The organism is Streptomyces sp. NPDC048197 (assembly GCF_043202395.1).
GTDB lineage: Bacteria > Actinomycetota > Actinomycetes > Streptomycetales > Streptomycetaceae > Streptomyces > Streptomyces siderophoricus.
The window spans coordinates 63,810-89,725 of record NZ_JBIDAJ010000029.1; the positions used below are offsets into that span (position 1 = coordinate 63,810).

Here is a 25,916-nt window from a genome sequence, read left to right on the forward strand (position 1 = left end):
GCCGGCCGCACCGCGGGACAGGGGCCCGTGGCGGTCCCGTGACCGGCAGATCCCTGTGCGGTGATGGGTTCCCGGCGTTGCGGTGGCGTTCACGCGCAGGTCATTCCCGCTGCCAACCATCCCTGGTGACAGGGCAGTTGTGCCGCCGGAGGCCGCGGGGAGTCCCACCCCGCCGGTCACCGGTCCCGGCCGCCTTCGCGTTCGCACCCGGGGAGCCCGCGCATGTCCCGCATCCGGTCCGCCACCGCCAGTATCGACCGCCGCACGTTCCTCGCCGCCACCGGAGCCGCCGGCGCCGCGACCGGACTCGGCCTCACCCTCGGCATCGGCCCCGACCGGGCGGCCCAGGCCGCCACCACGGTCACCCCGGGCCCGGCCCCGGCCGCACCGATCGCCGTCGAGGCCCCGGCCGTCCCGCGCGTCCCGTACACCAAGGGCACCACCCTCGGCGGCGTGGCCACCCCGCGCGGGAGCGGAGGCTACCGGCGGCTGGCCGACGGGCCCGGCTGGGGCCGGGTGGTCCGCACCGAGCTGGCCGGCGCCCACGGCGGACGCGAGCGGCGCCGGACCGCCCTGGCATCGTTCGTGCAGCTCACCGACCTTCACCTGGTCGACGTGCAGAACCCGCTGCGCTACGAGTACCTGCGCGCCCAGACGGCCAGCGCCTGGCGCCCGCAGGAGGCGCTGTCCGTGGCCGGGGTCGTCTCGCTGATCGAGCGGGTCAACGCCCTGCCGGGCGGGCCGGCCACCGGCGCCCCGCTGGCGTTCGTGATGACCACCGGCGACAACACCGACAACAACTCCAAGCTGGAACTGGAGTGGTTCCTCACCGCGATGAGCGGCGGCCGGATCACCCCCAACTCCGGCGACCCGCGCCGCTACGAAGGCGTCCAGGACAGCGGGCTCACCCTCTACTGGCAGCCCGACAGCCCGCTGCGCGACGCCGACAAGAAGCTCGGCTTCCCGCGCCTGCACGGCTTCCTCGACGCGGCGATCCGAACCGTCCACAGCCCCGGGCTGCGGCTGCCCTGGTACTCCACGGTCGGCAACCACGACTCGCTGCCCGGCGGCTGCTACGCCCCCGGTGATCCGTTCTGGACGGAGATCGCCACCGGGCACCGCAAGCTGGAGACGCTGCCCGCCGCCGAGGCCGCCAAGGTCTGGAAGGCCGTCAAGGACGGCCTCGACCCCAAGGGCGCGGACTTCAAGCGGCTGCTGAAGGCGCACGCGAAGCAGGCCAGGACGGTCACCCCCGACGAGCGCCGCGCCCCCTTCACCCGTGCCGAGTACCTCCGCGCCCACCTCGATCCGGCGCACACCGGCCACGGCCCGCACGGCCACGGCTACACCGCCGCGGCCCTGGAGGAGAACCGCCTCTACTACACCTTCCGGGTCTCCGACGACGTACTGGGCATCAGCCTGGACACCACCGACCCGGGCGGCCACTACACCGGCTCGATCGGCGAGACCCAACTGCGCTGGCTGGAGCGGACCCTGAAGGCGAACGAGCGGGGCGAGAAGGCGCACGTCCTGGTCTTCAGCCACCACACCGGCAAGACCATGACCAACACCCGGCCCGACCCGGCCCACCCGCACGAGAAGCGGCACGGCGGCGCCGAACTGGTCGAGCTGCTGGCCGCCCACCCCCGGGTCGTCGGCTGGATCAACGGCCACAGCCACAAGAACGAGATCGTCCCGCACGGCACCTTCTGGGAGGTCTCGACCGCCTCGCACATCGACTTCCCGCAGCTGGCCCGGGTCATCGAGCTGGTCGACAACCACGACGGCACGCTGTCGCTGATCGCCACCCTCGTCGAGTCGGCCGCCCCGCACCGCACGGACTTCACCGACCTCTCCCAGACCGGCCTGGCCGCCCTCTACCGCGAACTGTCCTTCAACGCCCCGGAGGCCCGCACGGACCTGGCAGGCACGGCCCGCGACCGCAATGTCGAGCTGCTGCTGAAGCGGAGGTGAGGGGCGGGGCCGGGGGCGGGGTGGCCGGTCGGGGCCGGGGGACGGCGGGCCTTGAGGGGGCGGGGCCGGGGCCGGGGTACCTAGGGGTTGATCGAACGGATCCCGTAGGGGTCGCGAGCACCCCCTGCGGGCCACAACGAGGCGGAGTGGGGCGGTTGTTCCGGGACTCGGGACGTGAACGAGGGAGGGCGCGGCGGGGCAGGGCGGGACAGTACAGGGCGGACATTTAGCCGTCCGAGCCGTCCGAGCCGTCCGAGCCGTCCGAGCCGTCCGAGCCGTCCGAGCCGTCCGAGCCGTATGACCCGTAGGGCCGGAACGGCCCTCAGCGTGGCAGTGCCACCACGTACGCGACCGGATCGCGGTCGGGGGCGGCCATGAGGGCCGTGCGGACGACGGCGGCCTGCTGGGCGGGGGCCTCGCGGAGGGTGCGGGGGAGGCAGCGGACGACGGTGATGCCGAGGCGCTCCAGGTGTTCGCGCTTGTGGTCGAAGGCCGAGTGCAGCGGGTCCTCCTCGGGGCGCGGCGCGCGGGTGTCGATCTCCAGGGCCACCCCGTACTCGGGCCAGAAGGCGTCCACCCCGCCCAGGTGCGGTCCGCCCGGCAGTCGCAGGTCGACGTTCCACAGCGGGTCCGGCAGGTCGTGGTCGTGCACCATCGCGTACAGCCGCTCCTCGGCCAGCGCCCGGCCCTCGGCCAGCAGGGTGTCGACCGCGTCCACCACGTGCGGCCGGGTCAGCAGCCGGGCCCGGCTCAGCTCGCGCACCACCGCCGGCGCCTCGCAGTGCCCGCCGCGCACCGCCTCGGTCAGCAGCCGGCGCACCGCCGAGGCGTCGGTGAGCCCGGCGACCGCGTCGGCCAGGGCGCGCGCGACCGGTGCGGTCGGCACTCCGGTGACCTGCTGCGGCACCGGCAGCTCCGCGGACCGGACGACCTGCGCGAAGCCGGTCGAGCGCAGCCGCCGGGTGCGGGCGACCAGCACCTCGATGCGGTCCAGGGCGAGCAGCGGCGGCGTCTCCGCGAAGCCGTGCAGGGCGAGCGCCGCCCGGCCGGTGATCATCGCCTCGGCGGGGGCGTCGGCCGAGCCCTGCCGAGGCACCGTCGGCCCCCGGTGGCTGGCGTACAGCAGCACCGCGTGCAGCCGTTCCTCGCTGGTGGGCGGCCCGGGATGGAGCAGATAGATACCGGGGAGCACCTGTTGCCAGCAGCCGCCGGGGCGGCAGCGCTCGGTCGTCTCGGCCGCCGTCACACCGTGCTGCCGGAGCTGACGGGTGGTCAGCACCTTGCAGCGGACATCGGCGAGGTGACGGAGGGGAAGGGGGGAGAGCGGGGTGTCGTGGTTCATGCCGTGGCGATTCCCGCGCCCGCTCCGCCCCCTAACCGCTGTTACACGCCCGTGCCAGGAACCGGACAATCCTGGGCTAAAGTACGGGCGTTCGACTGCCGAAAAGGGCTGGTCGGCCGGGAGGTTACGGCCTCGCCCCGGCCGCCTCGTCACAAGCCTGTGCGCGCAGCGCCCGGGCCAGATCGTCCCGCTCCTCCAGCACGATCCGGCGCAGCGCGGGCGCGGCCTGCGGATGCCCGTCCAGCCAGCCGTCCGCCGCCTCCAGGGTGGCGTGGTCCACCAGCCAGGCCGGGAACAGCCCGCGCACCACGTCCATCGCGATCTCGATGGACCGCTCGCGCCACACCCGCTCGATCGCGGCGAAGTAGCGCGCGGCGAACGGCGCCAGCAGCTCCCGCTGGTCCGGCTGTGCGAAGCCGGCGATGGTCGCCTCCACCAGGGCGTTGGACAGCGCGTCGGAGTCCACCACGTCCGCCCACGCCTGTTCCTTGACCTCCGCCGACGGCCGGGCCGCCAGGCACCGCACCTGGTGGCGCTTGCCCGACGCGGTGTCGTCGCGCGCCAGCTCCGCGGCGATCACCGCCTCGTCCGCCACCCCGTGCGCGGCCAGCGGCGCCAGCAGCGCCCAGCGCAGCTCCTGGTCCACCTCCAGCCCGTCGAGGGTCTCGGTGCCGTCGAGCAGCCCCTGGAGCAGTGCGAGGTCCGCGGGCGCGGCGGCCACCGCGGCGAAGTGCCGCACCCAGGACAGCTGGTGGCCGCCGCCCGGCTCGGCCCGCCGCAGCTCCACCAGCGCGCCCTCGGCCAGCTCGCGCCCGGCGGCCTCCTTGTGGTCCGGCGCGGTGTACTGCTCCAGCGCCGCCTGGGCCTGCCCGTGCAGCGACTGCAGTACGCCGATGTCGGTCTCCCGGCCGGCGAACCGCCGCACCAGGTCGAGGTAGTCCCGGGCCGGCAGCAGTCCGTCGCGGGTCAGCCCCCACAGCGCGGCCCAGCACAGCGCCCGCGCCATCGGGTCGGTCAGCCCGCCCAGCCGGCCCCGCAGCGTCGCCAGCGAGTCCGCGTCGAAGCGGACCTTGCAGTACGTCAGGTCGTCGTCGTTGACCAGGATCAGCTCGGGCCGCTCGGCGCCGGCCAGTTCCGGTACGGCCGTCCGCGGCCCGGCGACGTCCACCTCGGCCCGGGCGTACCGCACCAGCGCCGGGTGGCCGCTGCCGGACGAGGCGTCCTGCCGGCGGTAGAGGCCCACCGCGACCCGGTGCGGCCGCAGTTCGGGCTGCTCGGGCGCCGCCTCCTGGCGGACCGCCAGCTCCGCGATCCGCCCCTCGGCGTCGTAAGTGACCTCCGGGGTGAGGGAGTTGACGCCCGCGGTCTCCAGCCAGGCCCGCGACCAGGCCGCCATGTCCCGGCCCGAGGTCTCCTCCAGTACGGCCAGCAGGTCCGCGAGCCGGGTGTTGCCGTACGCGTGGCGCTTGAAGTAGCGCCGGGCGCCCTCCAGGAACGCCTCCTGCCCCACGTACGCCACCAGCTGCTTGAGCACCGCGGCGCCCTTGGCGTAGGTGATGCCGTCGAAGTTGAGCTTGGCGTCCTCCAGGTCACGGATGTCGGCGGTGACCGGGTGGGTGGACGGCAGCTGGTCCGCGCGGTACGCCCAGGCCTTGCGGCGGTTGGCGAAGGTGATCCAGCCGTTCGCGAACCGGGTGGCCTCCACCAGCGCGAAGGCGCCCATGAAGTCCGCGTAGGACTCCTTGAGCCACAGGTCGTCCCACCACTGCATGGTCACCAGGTCGCCGAACCACATGTGCGCCATCTCGTGCAGGATGACGTTGGCGCGCCGCTCGTAGGAGGCCTCGGTGACCTTGCCGCGGAAGATGAACTCCTCGCGGAAGGTGACGCAGCCCGGGTTCTCCATCGCGCCGAGGTTGTACTCGGGCACGAACGCGGTGTCGTACTTCCCGAAGGGGTACGGGTAGTCGAAGTGGTCGTGGAAGAAATCCAGGCCCTGCTTGGTGACGGTGAAGACGTCGTCCGCGTCGAAGTGCTTGGCCAGGCCCTTGCGGCAGAGCGCGCCCAGCGGGATCTCCAGCTCGGTGCCGTCGTCGAAGGTGCGGTGGTAGCTGTCGGAGACGTAGTGGTACGGCCCGGCGACCACGGCCGTGATGTAGGTGGAGATCGGCTTCGTCGTGGCGAACCGGTGCGTCCCTCCCTCGGCCTCGCCCTCCTGCGCGCCGTTGCTCAGGACCACCCATCCCTCGGGGGCGGTCACCTCGAAGGTGAACGGCGCCTTCAGGTCCGGCTGTTCGAAATTGGCGAAGACCCGGCGGGCGTCGGCCGGTTCGTACTGGGTGTAGAGGTAGACCTCGCCGTCCTCGGGGTCCACGAAGCGGTGCAGGCCCTCGCCGGTCCGGCTGTAGGCGCACTGCGCGTCGACGACGAGGGTGTTCTCGGCGGCCAGGCCGTCCAGGGCGATCCGGGTGCCGTCGAAGACCTCGGCGGGGTCCAGCTCCCGGCCGTTGAGGGTGACCGAGGTGACCTCCGGAGCCAGCAGGTCGGCGAAGGTGGCGGCGCCCGGCTCGGCGCAGCGGAAGCGGATCGTCGTGCGCGACCGGAACGTGGCCGCGGCGTCCCCCTCGGCGACCGCTGAGCGGACGTCCAGCGCCACGTCGTAGGCGTCGACGCTCAGCAGCCGGCCCCGCTGACGTGCCTCGTCCCGGGACAGATTCTCACCTGGCACGACGTGACTCCCTCGTCCTCGTCTCGAATATCGAACACGGGGAATCATGGCACGCCCACCCGCGGTTGAACCGTCCGCGGCAGAACACCACAGATACCCACCGCTCTCATGAGGAGACGACGACGTGTCCGACACCCCGAAGACCCCGGCAGACTTCTGGTTCGACCCGCTGTGCCCCTGGGCCTGGATGACCTCCCGCTGGATGCTGGAGGTGGAGAAGGTCCGCCCGGTGGAGGTGCGCTGGCACGTGATGAGCCTGGCGGTCCTCAACGAGGACAAGCTCGACACGCTGCCCGAGGAGTACGCCGAGAACATGCGCCCCGGCGGCAAGGCGTGGGGCCCGGTCCGCGTGGTGATCGCCGCGCAGCAGCTGCACGGCGACGAGGCCGTCGGCCGGCTCTACACCGCGCTCGGCACCCGTTTCCACAACGAGGGCCTCGGGGTGACGCCCGAGAGCATCGCCGCCGCGCTCGACGACGCGGGCCTGCCCGCCGAGCTGATCGAGTACGCCGACAAGGACACCTACGACAAGGAGCTGCGCGCCTCCCACAAGGCGGGCATCGACCTGGTCGGCCAGGAGGTCGGCACCCCGGTCATCGCCGTGCCCGGCTCCGACGGCGACCAGATCGCCTTCTTCGGCCCGGTCGTCACCCCCGCCCCCAAGGGCGAGGACGCCGCGAAGCTCTGGGACGGCACGCTGATGGTGGCGTCCATCCCCGGCTTCTACGAGATCAAGCGCACCCGCACGCAGGGGCCGATCTTCGACTGAGCGCGGTCGCCCGCACCCATGGGAGCGCCCCCGCACGTATCGGACGTGCGGGGGCGCTCCGTTCTTCCGCCTGCCAGGTGAAGGGTGAGAAGACGATCACGAGGCAGGACGCTCGGGCGGCGTCGTTACGGCGCCAGCAGCAGGTTGTGGGCGCGCTCCTTGGCCGACGCGTACCGCTTGGCCACGTCCTGCCAGTTCACGACCCGCCACATGGCCTCGATGAAGTCCACCTTCTGGTTCTTGTACTGCAGGTAGAACGCGTGCTCCCAGGCGTCGAAGACCAGGATCGGCACCGAGCCCTGACCGACGTTGCCCTGGTGGTCGTAGACCTGCTCGACGATCAGCCGGCCGGTGACCGGCTCGTAGGCCAGCACGCCCCAGCCGGAGCCCTGGGTGGTCGCCGAGGCCTTCGACAGCTGCGTCTTGAACTTGGCGAACGAGCCGAAGGACTCGGCGATCGCGTCGGCCAGCTCGCCCACACCGTCCTTCTCCAGCGGCTCACCGCCGCCGTCACCGGTCATGTTGTGCCAGTAGATGCTGTGCAGGATGTGGCCGGAGAGGTGGAACGCGAGGTTCTTCTCCAGGCCGTTGATGCTGCCCCACTGGTCCTTGTCGCGGGCCTCGGCGAGCTGTTCCAGGGTGTCGTTCGCGCCCTTGACGTAGGCCGCGTGGTGCTTGTCGTGGTGCAGCTCGATGATCTCGGGGCTGATGACCGGTGCCAGCGCCGCGTAGTCGTACGGAAGTTCAGGAAGTGTGTAGGTGGCCATGCCGATCCCGCCTCCAAGCTGCGTCAATGCAGTAGTTGCAATCGATGTGCAAGAGCACGCTACCAGCAGGAGCGATCTTCGGCCGGGCACGGGCACCGACCTGGTCCCAAAGACGTAAGGCGGGGCGGGACCTCGGATGGAGGTCCCGCCCCGCCTTACGGAGTGCCGGGAGGGGCGCCGGTGCGCGGCCCTCGGGCCGGCCGCCGCCGGCTAGTGGTCGGTCGGCTCGCTCTGCCTGCTGCCGAGCGACTGCTGCCGCAGCAGCCCGACCAGGGTCAGCACGACCCCGAAGCCGCCGGTGAACAGCAGCTGGAGGCGCTGGTTGTCGTCCCGCAGCATCAGCAGCAGCACCGCGACGATGCCCGCCAGCGCCACCCACGTCAGCACCGGGAAGGCCCACATCTTCACCACGAGCTTCTCCGGCGCCTCGCGCTCCAGCTGCCGGCGCATCCGCAGCTGGGCGACGGCGATGAAGCCCCACACCACCAGGACGGCGGCGCCGACCATGTTCAGCAGCCACTGGAAGACCGTGGTCGGCCACAGGAAGCTGAACAGCACCGCCAGGAAGCCGAACGCCGAGCACAGCAGCACCGCACGGCGCGGCACCCCGCTGCTGACCTTGCCCAGCACGGCCGGGCCCTGCCCGCGGGAGATCAGCGAGTACGCCATCCGCGAGGAGCCGTAGATGTTGGCGTTCACCGCGGACAGCAGCGCCACCAGGATGACCACGTTCATGATCTGGCCGGCCGCCGGGATCTTCAGGTAGTCCAGGACCGCCACGTACGGGCCGGACTTGGCGATCGACGGGGCGCTCCACGGGATGACGGTGACGATGACGGCCATCGAGCCGACGTAGAACAGGGCGATCCGCCACATCGCGGTGCGCACCGCGCGGGCCACCCCGCGCACCGGGTCCTTGGACTCGGCCGCCGCGATGGTCACCGTCTCCAGACCGCCGTACGCGAACACCGACGCCAGCAGACCGACCATCAGGCCGTCCACACCCTTGGGCAGGAAGCCGCCGTCACCGGTGAGGTGGGAGGCGCCGGGCGCCTGGGTGCCGGGCAGCACGCCGAGGATCGCCAGCACACCCAGGACCAGGAAGATGCCGATCGCGGCGACCTTCAGGGCGGCGAACCAGAACTCGAACTCACCGAAGTTGGAGACCGCGGCCAGGTTCGTCCCGGTGAAGATCACCATGAACAGCAGGACCCACATCCACGGTTCGGTGGACGGGAACCACTGGTGCATCACGTCCGCCGCGCCCAGCGCCTCGGCGGCCACCGCCACACAGAGCAGCGCGGTGAACATCCAGCCCACCGTGAAGCCGGCCCAGGAGCCGATCGACCGCTCGGCGTGCACGGAGAAGGAGCCGGAGGCCGGGTTGGCCGCGGCCATCTCGCCGAGCATCCGCATGACCAGCATGACCAGGGCGCCGGAGACGGCGTAGGCCAGCACGATCGAGGGGCCGGCCGCCGCGATGCCCTCGCGGGAGCCGACGAAGAGGCCGGCGCCGATGACGCCGCCCAGGGCGATCATCGAAAGGTGGCGCTGCTTGAGGCCGTTGGACAGCGAGGGGCCGCCGTCGGCGCCCGCCGCCAGGTCGGTCTGCTCGCGCGCGGGTGCGGCGGACGAGGGTGTCCGATTCATGTCGTACCTGTCCCAGTAGGTGAGAGCGGAGCAAGAGCGTTACTGCGTTCTCCCGGTGCCGCGACCGGCGCGACGGGCTGCCGGGCCCCGGGCGGGCCCCTGCCGGGGCAGGCGGTCGCGCAGGGGCCGCCGACGGCGGGGGCTCCGGGGTCCTCGGCAAAGCTGGCTCAGTTTGGGTGCCGGTGTCCGCTCAGGGCAACAGTCGTGCAGCGAATGTTCGGTATTCAGACGCGATCGTCACCGTGCGTGCCTGAATCAGCGTCGGTTCGCGACACCCGGTGATGCCGCGCCGGCCGCCGCCCGGTCCCGCCGACGCCGGTCCCGCAGCTCCCGGCCGCCGGCCACCAGCAGCACCGCCGCGGTCGCCCCGGCCGACCACAGCAGCTGCGGCCGGGCCGTGTCATCGGTCAGCATCAGCACCACGACCCCGCCCATGGCCAGCAGCGCCACCCACGTCAGGTACGGGAACGCCCACATCCGCAGGGCCAGCTTCTGCGGTGCCTCGCGCTCCAGCCGCCGGCGCAGCCGCAGCTGGGAGACGGCGATCAGCCCCCACACGAACAGCAGCACCGCACCGACCGCGTTGAGCATGTACAGGAAGACCGAATCCGGCCATTTCAGATTCAGCAGCACCGAGACGAAACCGAACGCCACCGACGCCAGCACGGCCCGGCGCGGCACCCCTCCGCCGGACACCGCCAGCAGCCCGCGCGGCGCCTCGCCCCGCTCGGCCAGCGAGAACACCATCCGCGACGAGCCGTAGAGGTTGGCGTTCAGCGCCGACAGCAGCGCCACGAACACCACCACGTTCATGATCTGCCCGGCGCCCGGCACCCCGATGTGGTCCAGCACCGCCACGTACGGGCTCTGCCCCGGCCGCATCGACGACCACGGCAGCAGCGCCACGATCACCAGCATCGAGCCCACGTAGAAGAACAGGATCCGCCACACCGCGCTGCGCACCGCCCGGCCCACCGCCCGCGCCGGGTCGTCCGACTCGGCCGCCGCGATGGTGACGACCTCCAGCCCGCCGAAGGCGAACACCACGGCCAATACCCCGGAGACCACCCCGGCCCAGCCGTGCGGCAGGAACCCGCCCTGCCCGGTGAGGTTGGCCGTGCCCACCGGCGCGGTACCGGGCAGCACCCCGAAGACCGCCAGCAGGCTCAGGACCAGGAACAGCACGATCGCGAAGACCTTCAGGGCCGCGAACCAGAACTCGAACTCGCCGAAGTTCTTCACCGCGGCGAGGTTGGCCCCGGTAAAGACGATCATGAAGAGCAGCACCCAGCCCCACTGCGGCACCGCCGGCGCCCAGCCGTGCGCGATCTGCGCCGCACCGGTCGCCTCCACGGCGAGCACCACCACCAGCAGGAACCAGTACAGCCAGCCCACGCTGAAGCCGGCCCAGCGCCCCAGCGCCCGCTCCGCGTGCACCGAGAACGCCCCCGACGCCGGCATCGCCGCCGACATCTCACCGAGCATCCGCATGACCAGCATCGCCAGCGCGCCCGCGATCAGGTACGACAGCACGATCCCCGGGCCGGCCACCGCGATCCCCGCACCGGACCCCACGAAGAGGCCCGCGCCGATCACCCCGCCCAGCCCCAGCATCGTCAGATGGCGCTGCTTGAGCCCGCCGGACAGGGGCTCCTTCTCGCCGGCGCCCGTGCCGGACGCGGTCGGCCCGGCGGTGGTCGGTGTCTCGTGCATGGGTGCGTAACTCTCACAGGGGCGAAGGCGGCCGGGCACAGGCTCCGGGCCGCCGGCGGGTTTGGGGGAACTCCACAGGTCACCGCGGGGCGGCACCAGTGTCGCCGCACCCCGCGCGCTACCACAAAACCGGCGCCCGGAAGCCGTCCGCTCCGTGATGAGCATCACGTGACCTGCAAAGACGCCGCGCACCCCAACTGAGGCGGGCATTCCGGCGGTTGTTCGGAAGTCTCCAAGCGGGCCACCGCGGCTTTGTCGCCGTCACACGATGATCAGCGGCCGCCCGCTGGACTAACGTCACACCGTCCCGACCCGTCCCGATCCCTCACACACCCGCGGAGTCCTGATGAGCACCGCCGCCCTCACCCGTACCGGTACCGTCCTGGCCGACCTGCTGCCGGCCACCACCGCCTCCCGCGCCCGCGTCCGCGACGCCGCGCTGGTCGCCGGCGGCGCCGTGCTCACCGGCCTCGCGGCGCAGATCGCCCTCCCGGTCCCGGGCTCCCCGGTCCCGGTCACCGGCCAGACCTTCGCCGCCCTCCTGGTCGGCACCGCGCTCGGCGCCCGCCGCGGTCTGCTCTCCCTGGCCCTGTACGCCCTGGCGGGCATGGCCGGCATGCCCTGGTTCGCCGGCGGCGCCTCCGGCTTCGCCAGCCCCACCTTCGGCTACATCGTCGGCATGCTGCTCGCCTCCGGCCTGGTCGGTGCGCTGGCCCGGCGCGGCGGGGACCGCGGGGCGCTGCGCACCGCCGCCACGATGGCCGCCGGCACCGCCGTGATCTACGCCCTCGGTGTGCCCTACCTCGCGCTGAGCACCGGCATGTCGCTCGACCAGGCCGTCGCCCTCGGCCTGGTCCCCTTCCTGGTCGGCGACGCCCTCAAGGCCGCGCTGGCCATGGGCGCGCTGCCGGCCGCGTGGAAGCTCGCCGGCCGCCGCGACTGACCGCCGGCCGGACGACGACGAAGGGCGGGGCCCGCACCGATCCCGGTGCGGGCCCCGCCCTTGCCCATTCGTCCCGCCGTTACGCGCGGTCGGCAGTCCCGACGGCCTCGGCGGGCTCCACCGCCTGCTTCTCCCGCCCCCGTCGCCGCTCCAGCACCAGCCCGACCGCCAGCACCACCACGGCCGCGACCACCGACAGCACCATCTGCTCCCGGCCGTCCGGGTCGTAGAACATGTAGCCCACGACGAACACGATCAGCGCGATCGTCGCGTACGTCAGCCAGGGGTACAGCCACATCCGCACGGTCAGCCGCTCCGGCGTCTCCCGCTCCAGCGTCCGGCGCATCCGCAGCTGCGAGAAGCAGATGACCAGCCACACGAACAGCGCGACCGCGCCCGAGGAGTTCAGCAGGAACTGGAAGACGGTGTCCTTCGACGTGTAGCTGAAGATCGTCGCGATGAAGCCGAAGGCGACCGACGCCCAGATCGCCACCGCCGGCACCCCGCCCTTGTTGACCCTCGCGAACGACTTCGGCGCGTCGCCCCGCTGGCCGAGCGAGAACGCCATCCGCGAGGCGGTGTACAGCCCGGAGTTCAGACAGGACAGCACCGCGGTCAGCACCACGACGTCCATCACGGTGCCCGCGTACGGGATGTCCAGCGACTTGAGCACCGCCACGTACGGGCTCTTGGCCACCGCGGGGTCGTTCCACGGCAGCAGCGTCACGATCACCGCGATCGAGCCCAGGTAGAACAGCGCGATCCGCCAGATGACGCTGTTGACGGCCTTGCGTACGGCCTGCACCGGGTTGGGCGACTCGCCCGCCGCCAGCGTGACGATCTCGCTGCCCATGAAGGAGAAGACCACCAGCAGCATGCCGGAGAGGATCGCGCCCGGGCCGTGCGGCAGGAACCCGCCGTGCCCGGTCAGGTTCGTCGTCCCCACCGCGCCGTCCCCCGGCGGCAGCCCGAAGATCGCCAGCGCGCCGACCACGATGAACACCACGATCGCCACGACCTTGATCCCGGCGAACCAGAACTCGAACTCGCCGAACGAGCCCACCGAGACCAGGTTGGTGCCGGTCAGCACGATCATCACCAGCAGCGCCCAGGCCCACTGCGGGACGGCCGGGACCCAGCCGGTGAGGATCGCGCCGGCCGCGGTCGCCTCGACGGCCAGCACCACCGACCAGAAGAACCAGTACAGCCAGCCGATCGTGAATCCCGCCCAGCGGCCCAGCGCCCGGTCCGCGTACGCCGAGAACGACCCCGACGTCGGTGAGGCCGCGGCCATCTCGCCCAGCATCCGCATCACCAGCACGACCAGCAGCCCGGTCAGCGCGTAGGAGAGCAGGATGCCCGGCCCGGCGGCCGCGATACCGGCCCCGGAGCCGACGAACAGCCCGGCACCGATCACCCCGCCGATGGCGATCATCGACAAATGGCGGTTCTTCAGACCTGCCTGCAGCCCGTCCGGCGGGTGCGCACCCATGTGCACCGTCCTTTGTGGTTCGGGGAAGGAACTCCCCCATGAGATCTCCGTCAGCCCAATGATTGGAAGGTCCAATCCAGGTTTGTTGCTCGAATCACTGGACAGTGACGTCTCTCACATGCGGACGGAAGGCACCCGCGGCTCCCCGGGAGGATCCGGAGCCACCGCCACCGGCGGACCCGGCGGCGCCTACCCCGGGCGGTGCGTGTCACACTCATCGCATGCGCGTGTACCTCGGTTCCGACCATGCCGGCTTTGAACTCAAGAACCACCTCGTCGAGTGGCTCAAGGCCCACGGCCACGAGCCCGTCGACTGCGGTCCCCACATCTACGACGCCCAGGACGACTACCCGCCGTTCTGCCTCCGCGCCGCGGAGCGGACCGCCGCCGACCCGGACAGCCTCGGCATCGTGATCGGCGGCTCCGGCAACGGCGAGCAGATCGCCGCCAACAAGGTCAAGGGCGTACGGGCCGCGCTGGCCTGGAGCGAGGAGACCGCGAAGCTCGGCCGCGAGCACAACAACGCCAACGTCATCTCCGTCGGCGGCCGGATGCACACCCAGGACGAGGCGACCAGGTTCATCGAGGTGTTCCTGGACACCCCCTACTCCGGTGAGGAGCGGCACACCCGCCGCATCGAGATGCTCTCCGCGTACGAGACCACCGGCGACCTCCCGGCCATCCCCGCACACCACCCGCAGGGCTGACCCCACCCGTTCGTCGCCGCCGCCCGCCCGCCCCGCCGCCCCGGGGCCGGCGGGCGCGCCCACCGGAGGACCCCCCGTGCCCGAGGGCCACACCATCCACCGCCTCGCCGCGGACTACGCCGAGCGCTTCCAGGGGCAGCAGGTCCGGGCCACCAGCCCCCAGGGCAAGTTCTCCGACGGCGCGGCCCTCGTCGACCACCAGGTGCTCGAAACCACCGAGGCGCACGGCAAACACCTCTTCCTCGGCTTCGGCATGGACCGCTGGATCCACATCCACCTCGGCCTCTTCGGCAAGCTCGGCTTCGGCACCGCCCCGGCCCCACCGCCCACCGACACCGTCCGGCTGCGGCTGGCGAACACCGGCTTCTACGCCGACCTGCGCGGCCCCACCACCTGCGCACTGATCACCGACGCCGAGAAGCACGCCATACACGACCGGCTCGGCCCCGACCCGCTGCGCCCCGAGGACGACGGCGGCCGCGCCTGGCAGCGGATCTCCCGCAGCCGGACGACCATCGCGGCGCTGCTCCTCGACCAGAAGATCATCGCCGGGGTCGGCAACGTCTACCGCGCGGAGGTCCTCTTCCGCCACGGCATCGACCCGTACCGCGCCGGCCGCGACCTCACCCGCACACAGTGGGACGCCATCTGGTCCGACCTGGTCGCCCTCATGCGCGAAGGCGTCCGCCACAACCGCATCGACACCGTCCGCCCGGAGCACACCCCCGAGGCCATGGGCCGCCCGCCCCGGGTCGACGACCACGGCGGCGAGGTCTACGTCTACCGCCGCGCCCTGCAGGACTGCCACATCTGCGGCACCGAGATCCGCACCGCCGGCCTCGCCGCCCGCAACCTCTTCTGGTGCCCGGGCTGCCAACCGACCGGCGGCGCCGCGTAATACCCGCGACCGCGCCGCCCCACACCCCCTCCCACCACGGCTCATCGGACGTTCCCCGGCCGCGCGACCGCATTTCGAACAGGGTTTCCGCGCAATTGGCCGGGGCGACGTGCGGCGAATCGACGCGCCGCCGAACGGGTGGATAAGGTCCCAGAGCGATGACGAGTGGCCCGGGAACCGAAACCCTGACGGCCCGGGTGCACAAAGGTCTGCACCGGGCCCGCGTCGGCGTGCGCAAGGCCGGGGTCGACTACTTCCGCGGCGAGGGCTCCGACCTCTTCGCGCTGGCCGCCCTGCTGTTCGCCATCCCCGCCATCGCCGCCGGCACCCTCTGGCGCCCCGAATGGATCGCCCCGGCCGCCCTGGTCCTCCCCGTCATCGCCGGCGGCCTGCTCCTCCGCCCCGCCAACCTCCTTGTGCTGTACGGCGCCTCCGCCGCCGCCCTCGTCGTCGAGGCCGCGCTCTTCGGCCCGTACGAGGAAGGTCCCGACCGGATCACCCCGGGCACCGTCCTGGTCGTCGCCGCCGTCGGGCTCTTCGGCCTGCTCATCGCCCAGTTCCGCAGCCGCGTCGGCGTGCCCTGGCGGCGCGGCGGCACCATGCTCTTCGACCTGCGTGAACGCATCCGGGTACAGAGCAAACTGCCCCGGCTCCCCAAGGGCTGGCACCACGAGATGGCGCTGCGCCCGGCCGGCGGCCAGTCCTTCTCCGGCGACTTCGTCGTGGCCTCCCGCACCCACGGCGGCAACATCCTCGAAGTCGTCCTCACCGACGTCTCCGGCAAGGGCATGGACGCCGCCTCCCGCGCCCTGCTGCTCTCCGGCGCCTTCGGCGGTCTGCTCGGCTCCCTCCCGCCGCACGGCTTCCTCCCGGCGGCCAACGGCTATCTCCTCCGCCAGGACTGGGACGAGGGTTTCGCCACCTCCATCCACCTCGTCCTCGACCTCGAATCCGGCGACTACGAACTCCTCTCCGCGGGCCATCTGCCGGCCCTCCAGCTCAGCGCCGGCAGCGGCCGCTGGGAGGAGAAGCCGGGGGACGGGCCGCTGCTCGGCGTCTACGACGGCGCCCAGTTCGACCCGGTCAAGGGCACCCTGCGGCCCGGCGACGTCCTGATGCTCTTCACCGACGGCCTGGTCGAGGCCGCCGACCGCGACATCGCCGAGGGCATCGACCGCCTCACCGGCGAGGCGGACCGCTACGTCGCCGGCGGCTTCGCCGGCGCCGCCTGGCACCTGATCGAGGCCGTCGCCAAGGACGTCAACGACGACCGCGCCCTGCTCCTGATCTGCCGCGACGCCTGACACCCACGAGGGCCGGCCGGGACCTTCCGGTGGGGTTTCCCCCAGCCCGGCCCTGCGGCCCTCCCCATGGCCCGGCAGGTCCCCGGCTCCCTACCGTGAAACCGACGCCACCGGCCGCACGGCGGCCCGGGCCGAGCACCCACCGGACACCACGGAGCGCCCCGCCATGCCCCCGACCGCACCCCCGCCCACCTCCGCACCCGCCGTCGAACTGCGCGGCGTACGGCGCCGGTACGGCCGCGGCCCGGCCGCCGTCCACGCCCTGCGCGGTATCGACCTGACGCTGCCGCGCGGCTCGTTCACCGCCGTCACGGGCCCCTCGGGATCCGGCAAATCGACCCTCCTGCAGTGCGCGGCCGGCCTGGACCGCCCCACGTCCGGGTCCGTACGACTCGCCGGCACGGAAATCAGCCGAATGAGTGAGCGCCGCCTCACCGCCCTGCGCCGCAGCCGACTGGGCTTCGTCTTCCAGGGATACAACCTGCTGCCGGCCCTCACCGTCGAGGACAACGTCCTGCTGCCGATGCGCCTGGCCGGACAGCGCCCGGACCGCCGCCGGGCGGCCGACGTCCTCGCCCGGGTCGGCCTGGCCGACCACGCCCACCGCCGCCCGGGCCGGCTCTCCGGGGGGCAGCAGCAGCGCGTCGCGCTCGCCCGTGCCCTGGTCACCGCACCCGACGTGCTCTTCGCCGACGAGCCCACCGGCGCCCTGGACACCGCCACCGCCGCCGAGGTGCTCGGCCTGCTCCGGCACGCCGCCGACACCCTCGGCACCACGGTCGTCATGGTCACCCACGACCCGGTGGCCGCCGCCCGCGCCGACCAGATCCTCGTCCTCACCGGGGGCATGCTCACCGAGCGCCTGCTCCCCGAGGCGCGTCAGGCGGGGGACTGAGGCTGCTGCTGCCGGGGCACCGCGGGCGCCGGCCGGTCGGCCGGCCTGCGGAACGCCCAGTCCATGGTCGGTTCCATCGCGAACCGGAAGACCTTGCGGACCGGCGGCGTGCACAGCGCCGTCACGATGCCGCCCGCGAGCAGCGTGACCGCGATCTCGCCGAGCGGCGAGTGCAGCCAGGCGTAGTCGTCGAACCAGCCCCAGAACCGCGAGCCCTTCGCCAGGAAGCCGTGCAGCAGATAGCCGTACAGCGTCCCGGCGCCCAGCACCGTGAACCAGGTCCGCCGCGTCGGCACCCAGGAGAAGAAGCAGCCCACCAGCACCATCGAGCAGCCGAAGAGCGCCAACGTCATCACGATGCCGACCCACCAGGTGGTGCCCAGTTCCTGGGCGCTGTCGCGGTGGTAGAACCACGCCGAGCTCATCCGCGGCGCCGCCCAGTAGGCCATCACCAGCGCCGCCGCGAAGATCGGCACGGACGCGATCCGGACCGCCCGCCGCTGGACGAGCCGGAAGTGCTCCGGCCGCAGCGACAGCCCCAGCACGAAGAACGGCAGGAACTGCAGCACCCGCTGGAGGTCCAGGTCGTCACCGATGTCCGGCGAGATCGACGCGAGGACGGCGATGACCACCGCGAGCGGAATCGGCCAGCGCACGACCTTCCACAGCGGCGTGGTCAGCCGCCAGATGAACAGGGCGATCAGGAACCAGGTCAGGAACCAGGGGTCGAGCAGGCTGATCGGATGCCCCGGATCGTCGTCCGCCCAGCGCTTGAAGAACGCGTAGGCGGTCTCGAAGAGCACATACGGCACCGCGACCCCGGTGACCAGCCGCTGCAGCCGGTCCCGGCGCATGTCGAAGCTGCGCGAGAAGTAGCCGGAGATGATGATGAAGGCCGGCATGTGGAAGGTGTAGACGGTCATGTAGAGCGCCTCGGCGGCGCGGCTGCCGTCGGCCAGCGGCTCCCAGGCGTGCCCCATCGCCACCAGCACGATGGCCAGGTACTTCGCGTTGTCGAAGAAGGGGTTGCGCCCCTCGCTCTTCGCCGGGGGCGCCGGTGCCCCCGCCGGCTGCTCGGCGGACTCCGTACGGCCGGACCCGTCCGTACCCGCGGCCTCCCGGGCAGGCGGGAGCACGCGTCGCGGTGTGGGGGCAGCGGGAAACATTCCAGGCACGATAGCGGTGCCCGGCGAATGCGTAAAACCGTCGCCACACCCTTCGCTATTTCATCCGACGGGCCCATCGATATGACCTGGATAAACACCGCAAGGGGAGGGTCGTTGACGGGACGCCGTCACCGCTCCGCCGCCCCTTTTGCCGCACTTGATACCCTCAAATCTGGTCATATCCCCTGAGAACGACGCCGAGGAAATGTCCACTTTCATGGTGCTGTGCGGCGCCGCCCTGTACCCCGTAGTGATGCTCTCCGCCACGCCCGTAAAACAGTGGCGGAACTCACGGATAAACAATTGCCGGAGGGCGCGGAGAGTGATCGCGAATGATCGCGGATTCCCGCGGCCCGGAAATTGCGGGGGAGGAGCGGCGGGGAGGGGGAAGGCGGGAGGCGGTCGGAGGCCGGTACGCGGCCCGGCCCGTGCGGCCCCGACGGCCGGAATCGGGCAAAGCGTTGGCCGATGATTCGTCACCGGCCTGCAGTGGGCATGGAGTTGGTGGCACGATGGGTGCCGGGGGGTGTGCGCGGCATGCTCCCGGGCCGGTGAGGCGTTCCGACCAAGGGTGTGATCAGTGTGGCTCTGTCGCTGTCAGTTGTGCTGCTGTTGGGGATCATCCTGATCGTGCTGATCAGAGGAAAGTCGATCAAGGCGGGCCCGGCGCTCGTCGCCATACTGTTCGGCTTCTTCCTCGCCTCCACCGGCATGGCGCCGTCCATCAACAGGTTCCTCAACTCCCTGGCGGACACCATCAACCACATCACCTTCTAGGCGTCCGGACGCCCGGACGTCAGCCGGCCGGCCGCCCGGACGTCCCTCGCGACCCAAGCCCCTCAAGGCCCACAAGGCCCCTCAAGGCTCACGACGTTCAGAGGTCCCCTTCGCCCCCGGTCCGCGCCATCGCCTCGCGTACGGCCTCCTCGCTGCGGCCCACCACCGCCGAACCGTCGTCCGCGGTGATGATCGGCCGCTGGATCAGCCGGGGATGACCCGCCAGCGCCGCGATCCACCGCTCGCGCGCGCCCTCGGTGCGCTCCCACCCGCCGAGCCCCAGCTCCTTCGCCTCGGCCTCCTGGGTGCGGGTGATGTCCCACGGTTCCAGGCCCAGCCGGGCCAGGACCGCGCGGAGTTCCTCCGCGCTCGGCGGATCGTCGAGGTACCGGCGGACCGTGTACTGCGCGCCTTCCTCGTTCAGGATGTCGACCGCGGAGCGGCACTTGGAACATGCGGGATTGAGCCAGATCTCCATCCGGCCACTTTATTGAAGCCGCCGCGCCGGTCGCGTAAAGCCCCGGCCGTTCCGGAATGCGGAAAGCGAAAAGCCCCGGGCCGAGCGGTCCGGGGCTTTTCCTCACGAGCGGGCGACGGGAATCGAACCCGCGTAGCTAGTTTGGAAGACTAGGGCTCTACCATTGAGCTACGCCCGCGGGCGCCGCAGGTCGTCGGACCTCGGCACGCAGTGCATCCTAGCGGGTCGCGGCGGTGTCCCGCACACCCCTTCCCGCGGACGGCGCCCCGTGCCGCGTACGCCGGCGCAGGTGTTCCGCGCGCCGACCGCCGGCCGTGCCCCCGCTACTGCTCCGGCCTCGCAATAACTGGCAGCCGTACCGCGTCCGGCCATGTACCCTACGTGTCGCACCGACGGGGTGTGGCGCAGCTTGGTAGCGCGTCCGCTTTGGGAGCGGAAGGTCGTCGGTTCGAATCCGGCCACCCCGACCAGCAGGACCTCTGTCCGACCGGGCCCGTCCGGTGGAGCCCGGCCCCCTGTGGGCCCGCCCGGACCGCCGGGCATTCAAGATCCCGTTGTCGGCGTCATCCTCCTTGCGGTTACTATGCAAACTGCGTGCCCGTGTGTCTGTGTACCGGGCGGATCGGCAGGGCCCGGATCAGCCGGGTGCCGGCGGATCTCAAGCAGAACCCCAGAAGTCAGCCCCAAGGAGACCGAACCGTGAAGAGCGCCGTGGAGACCCTGAACCCGACTCGGGTTCGGCTCACTGTCGAGGTGCCCTTCGAGGAGCTCAAGCCCAGCCTCGACGCGGCGTACAAGAAGATCAACCAGCAGGTCACGGTGAAGGGCTTCCGCCAGGGCAAGATCCCGGCGCGCGTCATCGACCAGCGGTTCGGCCGTGGCGCAGTGCTGGAGGAGGCCGTCAACGACGCGCTCCCGAAGTTCTACACCGAAGCGGTCAACGAGGCCGAGCTGAACGTCCTCGGCCAGCCCGAGGTCGACATCACCGAGCTGAAGGACGGCGAGACGCTGAACTTCACCGCCGAGGTCGACATCCGCCCCGCCCTGGAGATCCCGGACTACTCCGGCATCGAGGTCGAGGTCGACGCCGTCGAGGTGTCGGACGAGGACGTCGACAAGTCGGTCGAGCAGCTGCGTGAGCGCTTCGCGACCACCAGCCCGGTCGAGCGCGCCGCCCAGGACGGCGACGTGCTGACCGTCAACCTCGAGGCGAAGGTCGACGGCGAGGTCCTGGAGGACGGCGTCGCCGAGGGCGTCACGTACACCGTCGGCTCCGGCGAGCTGCTCGACGGCATCGACGACGCGGTCAAGGGCCTGGAGGCCGGCGGCAGCGCCACCTTCACCTCCGAGCTCAAGGGCGGCTCCGCCCAGGGCAAGGAGGCCGAGGTCACCGTCGAGGTCACCGAGGTCAAGGCCCGCGAACTCCCCGAGCTGGACGACGACTTCGCCCAGCTGGCCAGCGAGTTCGACACCCTTGAGGACCTCAAGGCGGACAGCCGCAAGCGCCTCGCGCAGATGAAGAAGTACGACCAGGCCACCCAGGCCCAGGAGAAGGTCCTGGACGAGCTGCTGAAGCTCGTCGAGGTGCCGATGCCGGAGAAGCTGCTCGCGGACGAGATCCAGACCCGCAAGCACAACCTGGAGCACCACCAGCTCGGCCAGATGGGTCTCGACCTCGCGAAGTACCTGGAGATCCAGGGCAAGACCGAGGAAGAGTTCGACGCCGAGACCAAGGAGCAGGCGGAGAAGGGCATCAAGACCCAGTTCATCCTGGACGAGCTGGTCAACAAGGAGAAGCTGAACGTCAGCCAGGAGGAGCTCACCGAGCACCTCATGCGCCGCGCCCAGTCCTCCGGCATGTCCCCCGACCAGTTCGCCCAGGCCGTCGTCGAGGGCGGCCAGGTGCCGATGCTCGTCGGTGAGGTCGCCCGCGGCAAGGCCCTCGCGGTCGTCGTCGAGGCCGCCACGGTCAAGGACACCAACGGCGAGGTCGTCGACCTCGACGACGAGGACGAGACGGCCGAGACCGTCGAGGCCGAGGGTGCCGAGGCCGAGGGTGCCGAGGCCGAGGCTGCGGACGAGAAGCCCGAGGCGTAGGCCCCGGCCGTCCCGCGACCCGCGCAGAACGACTGATCAACGGGCCCGAACACGCACGTCCGCGTGTTCGGGCCCGTCCGTCGTACCGGCCGGTGAGCCTGCGCTCACAGCGAACAGTTGACAATGCGGGATGGCGTTGTCCGACCTGCGCGTTAGGGTCCGTAGATACGAGGGCAGGGGAGTCCCTGAAACCGCGCCGGGGCGACATACGGCGCCCGATCCCCGCGCCCCAGAAGACGACGCTGTGACGGCCACGGGCCGTCCGACAACGAGCAGGTGGACACGTGACGATCCCGATGCCTTCCGCCGCCGCTGAGCCGACCTTCGGTGGCCTCGGCGACCAGGTCTACAACCGGCTGCTCGGCGAGCGGATCATCTTCCTCGGCCAGCCGGTCGACGACGACATCGCCAACAAGATCACCGCGCAGCTGCTTCTCCTCGCCGCGGACCCGGACAAGGACATCTTCCTCTACATCAACTCCCCGGGCGGCTCGATCTCGGCCGGCTTGGCGATCTACGACACCATGCAGTACATCAAGAACGACGTGGTGACGATCGCGATGGGCCTCGCGGCCTCCATGGGCCAGTTCCTGCTGAGCGCCGGCACGCCGGGCAAGCGCTTCGCGCTGCCGAACGCCGAGATCCTCATCCACCAGCCCTCCGCGGGCCTGGCCGGCTCCGCGTCGGACATCAAGATCCACGCCGAGCGGCTGCTGCACACCAAGAAGCGGATGGCGGAGCTGACGGCCTTCCACACCGGCCAGACGGTCGAGCGGATCACCCAGGACTCCGACCGCGACCGCTGGTTCTCCGCCGATGAGGCCAAGGAGTACGGCCTCATCGACGAGGTGATGACCTCCGCCGCCGGCGTTCCGGGCGGGGGCGGCACCGGGGCCTGAGCCCCGCACCACTCGCCCCTCAGCCACCCCAGCCCACTTGATCGCCACCAGGACGGTGAACACCACGATGAACAACTTCCCCGGCAGCGGCCTCTACCAGCGCCCGGAGTCAGAGTTTTCCGGCCCCCGCGCGGAGTCCCGCTACATCGTCCCGCGCTTCGTCGAGCGCACGTCGCAGGGCGTGCGCGAGTACGACCCGTACGCGAAGCTGTTCGAGGAGCGAGTGATCTTCCTCGGCGTGCAGATCGACGACGCCTCGGCCAACGACGTCATGGCGCAGCTGCTGTGCCTGGAGTCGATGGACCCGGACCGCGACATCTCGATCTACATCAACAGCCCCGGCGGCTCGTTCACGGCGCTCACGGCCATCTACGACACGATGCAGTTCGTGAAGCCGGACATCCAGACGGTCTGCATGGGCCAGGCGGCCTCCGCCGCGGCCGTGCTGCTCGCGGCCGGTACGCCCGGCAAGCGGATGGCGCTGCCGAACGCCCGGGTGCTGATCCACCAGCCGTACAGCGAGACCGGCCGCGGTCAGGTCTCCGACCTGGAGATCGCCGCCAACGAGATCCTGCGGATGCGCACCCAGCTGGAGGACCTGCTGGCCAAGCACTCCTCGACGCCCATCGAGAAGATCCGCGATGACATCGAGCGTGACAAGATTCTGACCGCCGAGGAGTCCCTGGCGTACGGTCTGGTCGACCAGATCGTCTCGACGCGCAAGTCGTCCGTCTCGATCGGCTAGCGGTTTCGCGCACAACGCGCCGGAGCGTTGCCTCCTTGGACCGGTTCGGGATCGAGTGAACCGAGTCGGTCCAAGGGGGGCCCGTACGGGGGGCCCGGCAAGGTACCGTCGATAGGCAAGCACCCGGGTCCGTAGGAGCAATGCGGATCCCAGGCGAAGGGGAAGCACCTCGTGGCACGCATCGGTGACGGCGGCGACCTGCTCAAGTGCTCATTCTGCGGAAAGAGCCAGAAGCAGGTGAAGAAGCTCATCGCGGGACCTGGTGTGTACATCTGCGACGAGTGCATCGATCTCTGCAACGAGATCATCGAGGAGGAGCTCGCCGAGACCTCCGAGGTGCGCTGGGAAGAGCTTCCCAAGCCCCGGGAGATCTACGAGTTCCTGAACGGCTACGTCGTCGGCCAGGAGCCCGCCAAGAAGGCGCTGTCGGTCGCCGTCTACAACCACTACAAGCGGGTCCAGGCGGGCGAGAACGGCCCCGGCCGCGGCGACGACGGCATCGAGCTCGCCAAGTCCAACATCCTGCTGCTCGGCCCCACCGGCTCCGGCAAGACCCTGCTCGCGCAGACCCTCGCCCGGATGCTGAACGTCCCCTTCGCGTTCGCCGACGCCACCGCCCTGACGGAGGCCGGTTACGTCGGCGAGGACGTCGAGAACATCCTCCTCAAGCTGATCCAGGCCGCGGACTTCGACATCAAGAAGGCCGAGACCGGCATCATCTACATCGACGAGATCGACAAGGTCGCCCGGAAGAGCGAAAACCCGTCGATCACCCGTGACGTCTCCGGTGAGGGCGTCCAGCAGGCCCTCCTGAAGATCCTGGAGGGCACCACCGCCTCGGTCCCGCCCCAGGGCGGCCGTAAGCACCCGCACCAGGAATTCATCCAGATCGACACGACGAACGTGCTGTTCATCGTGGGCGGTGCGTTCGCCGGCCTGGAGAAGATCATCGAGGCCCGGTCCGGCGCCAAGGGCATCGGCTTCGGCGCGACGATCCGCTCCAAGCGGGAGATCGAGTCCAAGGACCAGCTCCAGGACGTCATGCCGGAGGACCTGGTCAAGTTCGGCATGATCCCCGAGTTCATCGGCCGCCTCCCGGTCCTCACCTCGGTCCACAACCTCGACCGCGAGGCGCTCCTGCAGATCCTCGTCGAGCCGCGCAACGCGCTCGTCAAGCAGTACAAGCGCCTCTTCGAACTCGACGGTGTGGAGCTCGACTTCGACCGCCCGGCCCTGGAGGCCATCGCCGACCAGGCCATCCTCCGCGGCACCGGCGCCCGCGGCCTGCGCGCCATCATGGAGGAGGTCCTCCAGGCGGTGATGTATGAGATCCCGTCCCGCAAGGACGTCGCCCGCGTCGTCATCACCGAGGACGTCGTCCACTCCAACGTGAACCCCACCCTCGTCCCCCGCACCCGAGGCGACTCGGGCGAGCCCCAGGAGAAGAGCGCGTAGGCGGCGCCCTTCCACTAGGGACATACGAGAGCCGCCCGGCAGCGAACCTTCGCTGCCGGGCGGCTCTTGTGTGTAACGGGCGCGCTTCCGTGCCGCCGTCCCCCACAAACGGCGCACGGGGCGTCGGCTACTTCTCCCTGCGGACCTCGTTGCGGACCTTGGCGGTCTTCTCGGACAGTTCCTCGGCGCCGGGGGTGGTGGCGGTGGTGGCGCCGGAGGGGGAGGGGCTGGCGGCCATCGTGACGGCGCCGATGGCGCTGTTGTCGCCCCAGATGCAGGTGGAGACGGTGACGGGCACGGACATGCCGGCCTGCGACACCGTGAACTTCTGTGTGCGGCACTTCATCACCGCGCCGTCGAAGTCGTCCGGCGAGTACTCGGTCGTCGAAGTGACGTCCTCGACCTTGGCGTTCCCCATGGTCTTCTTCTGGTTCTCGTCGACCTTGGCGAACATCTGGCTCACCGTGCCCTCGGGATCGGCGATCTCGCCGTAGACGCCGTGCAGGCTCAGGCTCAGCCCGCCCTCGGCCTTGTAGCTGGCTCCGACCCCCTTGGCGTTGGTGATGCCCATCGCCTTGGCTTCCTTGTCGTTGGCGAGGTCCTCGGTGCCCCGGGCGCCAGGAGTCGGCACCTTCGAGAACTGCCCGCTCAGCAGCTTCTCCGGCAGCGAGATCGTGTAAGGCTTCACGTCCCCGCCCGAGCCGAAGACGAAGTAGGCGCCGACGCCGATGGCTGCGACGACGGCGACGGCGCCGATGATCAGGCCGATCTTCTTGCCGTTGCCGCCGGACTCCTCGGGGCCCTGGGGGATGACGCCGTAGGGGGTCTGCTGGCCGCCGTACGGGGGCTGCTGGCCGTAGGCGGGCTGCTGGGGGTAGCCGTAACCGGGCTGGGGCGCCTGGGGCGCCTGGGGCGGCTGGGGGTAGCCGTAACCCTGCTGCGGAGGCACCTGGCCGCCCTGCTGCGGATAGCCGTAACCGGGCTGGGGGGCCGGCGGCTGCTGCGGCTGGCCGTACGGACCGGGCTGCTGGGGCTGCTGGCCGTACGGGCCGGGAGGCGGCTGGTTGAAGCTCATGGAGCGGTTCCCCTCGTGACAACTGAGAACAGTTGAAGTCCT

21 protein-coding genes and 2 tRNA genes are annotated in these 25,916 nt (G+C 71.1%); 13 read left to right on the plus strand and 10 right to left on the minus strand.

Features of this window, described 5'->3' with window-relative positions:
• Window positions 1-222: 222 nt before the first annotated feature.
• The gene (locus tag ACGF4C_RS29670) at window positions 223-1,974 is read left to right on the plus strand and encodes a TIGR03767 family metallophosphoesterase (RefSeq protein WP_393570206.1); all 1,752 of its coding nucleotides are present in this window, start codon (window positions 223-225) and stop codon (window positions 1,972-1,974) included.
• A 322-nt stretch (window positions 1,975-2,296) separates the two neighbouring features.
• On the opposite strand, the gene ACGF4C_RS29675 is transcribed toward ACGF4C_RS29670, so the two are convergent.
• Window positions 2,297-3,316: a hypothetical protein gene (locus ACGF4C_RS29675; RefSeq protein ID WP_393570208.1), complete on the minus strand. Its 1,020-nt coding sequence runs from the start codon at window positions 3,314-3,316 to the stop codon at window positions 2,297-2,299.
• 124 nt (window positions 3,317-3,440) lie between these two features.
• Window positions 3,441-6,044 (minus strand): aminopeptidase N, encoded by a 2,604-nt coding sequence (gene pepN, locus ACGF4C_RS29680; RefSeq protein ID WP_393570210.1) that lies wholly within the window; start codon window positions 6,042-6,044, stop codon window positions 3,441-3,443.
• A gap of 124 nt (window positions 6,045-6,168) precedes the next feature.
• Here pepN and ACGF4C_RS29685 point away from each other — a divergent pair, with 124 nt between their 5' ends.
• Window positions 6,169-6,813: a DsbA family protein gene (locus tag ACGF4C_RS29685; RefSeq protein ID WP_393570212.1), complete on the plus strand. Its 645-nt coding sequence runs from the start codon at window positions 6,169-6,171 to the stop codon at window positions 6,811-6,813.
• Window positions 6,814-6,938: 125 nt separating this feature from the next.
• Here the strand turns inward: ACGF4C_RS29685 and ACGF4C_RS29690 are convergent, their stop codons facing one another.
• From ACGF4C_RS29690 to ACGF4C_RS29700, 3 genes are all read right to left on the minus strand, one after another.
• Window positions 6,939-7,580, minus strand: coding sequence for a superoxide dismutase (locus tag ACGF4C_RS29690; protein ID WP_351535556.1), 642 nt, complete (start codon window positions 7,578-7,580; stop codon window positions 6,939-6,941).
• 210 nt (window positions 7,581-7,790) lie between these two features.
• On the minus strand, window positions 7,791-9,230 hold the full coding sequence (locus tag ACGF4C_RS29695) for an amino acid permease (RefSeq protein ID WP_393570215.1): 1,440 nt from the start codon (window positions 9,228-9,230) through the stop codon (window positions 7,791-7,793).
• A gap of 255 nt (window positions 9,231-9,485) precedes the next feature.
• Window positions 9,486-10,943, minus strand: a complete 1,458-nt coding sequence (locus tag ACGF4C_RS29700; protein ID WP_393570217.1) for an amino acid permease — start codon at window positions 10,941-10,943, stop codon at window positions 9,486-9,488.
• 346 nt (window positions 10,944-11,289) lie between these two features.
• On the opposite strand from ACGF4C_RS29700, the gene ACGF4C_RS29705 reads away from it, so the two are divergent.
• Window positions 11,290-11,886, plus strand: coding sequence for a biotin transporter BioY (locus ACGF4C_RS29705; RefSeq protein WP_393570219.1), 597 nt, complete (start codon window positions 11,290-11,292; stop codon window positions 11,884-11,886).
• Window positions 11,887-11,965: 79 nt separating this feature from the next.
• Here the strand turns inward: ACGF4C_RS29705 and ACGF4C_RS29710 are convergent, their stop codons facing one another.
• Window positions 11,966-13,378, minus strand: a complete 1,413-nt coding sequence (locus ACGF4C_RS29710; RefSeq protein ID WP_393570221.1) for an amino acid permease — start codon at window positions 13,376-13,378, stop codon at window positions 11,966-11,968.
• Between the two features lie 221 nt (window positions 13,379-13,599).
• Between ACGF4C_RS29710 and ACGF4C_RS29715 the strand changes: the two genes are divergently transcribed.
• The 4 genes from ACGF4C_RS29715 (at window position 13,600) to ACGF4C_RS29730 (ending at window position 17,182) form a co-directional block, all read left to right on the plus strand.
• Window positions 13,600-14,085: a ribose-5-phosphate isomerase gene (locus ACGF4C_RS29715; protein WP_393570223.1), complete on the plus strand. Its 486-nt coding sequence runs from the start codon at window positions 13,600-13,602 to the stop codon at window positions 14,083-14,085.
• A gap of 76 nt (window positions 14,086-14,161) precedes the next feature.
• Window positions 14,162-14,983: an Fpg/Nei family DNA glycosylase gene (locus tag ACGF4C_RS29720; protein WP_393570225.1), complete on the plus strand. Its 822-nt coding sequence runs from the start codon at window positions 14,162-14,164 to the stop codon at window positions 14,981-14,983.
• Between the two features lie 158 nt (window positions 14,984-15,141).
• A complete protein-coding gene (locus ACGF4C_RS29725; RefSeq protein ID WP_393570227.1) occupies window positions 15,142-16,287 on the plus strand; it encodes a PP2C family protein-serine/threonine phosphatase in 1,146 nt (381 codons plus the stop codon).
• A 166-nt stretch (window positions 16,288-16,453) separates the two neighbouring features.
• Entirely contained in the window at window positions 16,454-17,182 is a 729-nt protein-coding gene (locus ACGF4C_RS29730; RefSeq protein ID WP_393570229.1) for an ABC transporter ATP-binding protein, read from the plus strand.
• On the opposite strand, the gene ACGF4C_RS29735 is transcribed toward ACGF4C_RS29730, so the two are convergent.
• Window positions 17,167-18,348 (minus strand): acyltransferase family protein, encoded by a 1,182-nt coding sequence (locus ACGF4C_RS29735; protein ID WP_393570231.1) that lies wholly within the window; start codon window positions 18,346-18,348, stop codon window positions 17,167-17,169. The two genes, ACGF4C_RS29730 and ACGF4C_RS29735, sit on opposite strands and share 16 nt — an antisense overlap.
• Before the next feature lie 582 nt (window positions 18,349-18,930).
• Between ACGF4C_RS29735 and ACGF4C_RS29740 the strand changes: the two genes are divergently transcribed.
• Complete coding sequence (locus tag ACGF4C_RS29740; RefSeq protein WP_030415520.1) at window positions 18,931-19,125, plus strand: hypothetical protein; 195 nt, start codon at window positions 18,931-18,933, stop codon at window positions 19,123-19,125.
• Window positions 19,126-19,222: 97 nt separating this feature from the next.
• Here ACGF4C_RS29740 and ACGF4C_RS29745 read toward each other — a convergent pair whose 3' ends face one another.
• Window positions 19,223-19,603 (minus strand): arsenate reductase family protein, encoded by a 381-nt coding sequence (locus ACGF4C_RS29745; protein ID WP_393570234.1) that lies wholly within the window; start codon window positions 19,601-19,603, stop codon window positions 19,223-19,225.
• Between the two features lie 107 nt (window positions 19,604-19,710).
• Window positions 19,711-19,781 (minus strand) — tRNA-Gly (locus ACGF4C_RS29750).
• Between the two features lie 215 nt (window positions 19,782-19,996).
• Between ACGF4C_RS29750 and ACGF4C_RS29755 the strand changes: the two genes are divergently transcribed.
• From ACGF4C_RS29755 to clpX, 5 genes are all read left to right on the plus strand, one after another.
• Window positions 19,997-20,073: transfer RNA gene (locus ACGF4C_RS29755), tRNA-Pro, on the plus strand.
• A 229-nt stretch (window positions 20,074-20,302) separates the two neighbouring features.
• A complete protein-coding gene (gene tig, locus ACGF4C_RS29760) occupies window positions 20,303-21,700 on the plus strand; it encodes a trigger factor (protein WP_393570236.1) in 1,398 nt (465 codons plus the stop codon).
• Between the two features lie 296 nt (window positions 21,701-21,996).
• Entirely contained in the window at window positions 21,997-22,599 is a 603-nt protein-coding gene (locus ACGF4C_RS29765) for an ATP-dependent Clp protease proteolytic subunit (protein WP_030415517.1), read from the plus strand.
• Between the two features lie 67 nt (window positions 22,600-22,666).
• Window positions 22,667-23,344 (plus strand): ATP-dependent Clp protease proteolytic subunit, encoded by a 678-nt coding sequence (locus ACGF4C_RS29770; RefSeq protein ID WP_030415516.1) that lies wholly within the window; start codon window positions 22,667-22,669, stop codon window positions 23,342-23,344.
• A gap of 171 nt (window positions 23,345-23,515) precedes the next feature.
• Window positions 23,516-24,799 carry an ATP-dependent Clp protease ATP-binding subunit ClpX gene (gene clpX / locus ACGF4C_RS29775; protein WP_030415515.1) on the plus strand — a complete coding sequence of 428 codons (1,284 nt, stop codon included), beginning with the start codon at window positions 23,516-23,518 and terminating at the stop codon, window positions 24,797-24,799.
• 127 nt (window positions 24,800-24,926) lie between these two features.
• Here clpX and ACGF4C_RS29780 read toward each other — a convergent pair whose 3' ends face one another.
• Window positions 24,927-25,874, minus strand: a complete 948-nt coding sequence (locus tag ACGF4C_RS29780) for a hypothetical protein (RefSeq protein ID WP_393570238.1) — start codon at window positions 25,872-25,874, stop codon at window positions 24,927-24,929.
• Between the last annotated feature and the right edge of the window lie 42 nt (window positions 25,875-25,916).

Excerpts from the sequence above, each read along its gene's own strand:
- ACGF4C_RS29670 (WP_393570206.1), top strand. The coding sequence starts at position 223 with ATGTCCCGCATCCGGTCCGCCACCGCCAGTATCGACCGCCGCACGTTC.
- ACGF4C_RS29675 (WP_393570208.1), bottom strand. The coding sequence starts at position 3,316 with ATGAACCACGACACCCCGCTCTCCCCCCTTCCCCTCCGTCACCTCGCC.
- ACGF4C_RS29690 (WP_351535556.1), bottom strand. The coding sequence starts at position 7,580 with ATGGCCACCTACACACTTCCTGAACTTCCGTACGACTACGCGGCGCTG.
- ACGF4C_RS29695 (WP_393570215.1), bottom strand. The coding sequence starts at position 9,230 with ATGAATCGGACACCCTCGTCCGCCGCACCCGCGCGCGAGCAGACCGAC.
- ACGF4C_RS29700 (WP_393570217.1), bottom strand. The coding sequence starts at position 10,943 with ATGCACGAGACACCGACCACCGCCGGGCCGACCGCGTCCGGCACGGGC.
- ACGF4C_RS29705 (WP_393570219.1), top strand. The coding sequence starts at position 11,290 with ATGAGCACCGCCGCCCTCACCCGTACCGGTACCGTCCTGGCCGACCTG.
- ACGF4C_RS29710 (WP_393570221.1), bottom strand. The coding sequence starts at position 13,378 with ATGGGTGCGCACCCGCCGGACGGGCTGCAGGCAGGTCTGAAGAACCGC.
- ACGF4C_RS29715 (WP_393570223.1), top strand. The coding sequence starts at position 13,600 with ATGCGCGTGTACCTCGGTTCCGACCATGCCGGCTTTGAACTCAAGAAC.
- ACGF4C_RS29725 (WP_393570227.1), top strand. The coding sequence starts at position 15,142 with ATGACGAGTGGCCCGGGAACCGAAACCCTGACGGCCCGGGTGCACAAA.
- ACGF4C_RS29730 (WP_393570229.1), top strand. The coding sequence starts at position 16,454 with ATGCCCCCGACCGCACCCCCGCCCACCTCCGCACCCGCCGTCGAACTG.
- ACGF4C_RS29735 (WP_393570231.1), bottom strand. The coding sequence starts at position 18,348 with ATGTTTCCCGCTGCCCCCACACCGCGACGCGTGCTCCCGCCTGCCCGG.
- ACGF4C_RS29745 (WP_393570234.1), bottom strand. The coding sequence starts at position 19,603 with ATGGAGATCTGGCTCAATCCCGCATGTTCCAAGTGCCGCTCCGCGGTC.
- ACGF4C_RS29765 (WP_030415517.1), top strand. The coding sequence starts at position 21,997 with ATGCCTTCCGCCGCCGCTGAGCCGACCTTCGGTGGCCTCGGCGACCAG.
- ACGF4C_RS29770 (WP_030415516.1), top strand. The coding sequence starts at position 22,667 with ATGAACAACTTCCCCGGCAGCGGCCTCTACCAGCGCCCGGAGTCAGAG.
- ACGF4C_RS29780 (WP_393570238.1), bottom strand. The coding sequence starts at position 25,874 with ATGAGCTTCAACCAGCCGCCTCCCGGCCCGTACGGCCAGCAGCCCCAG.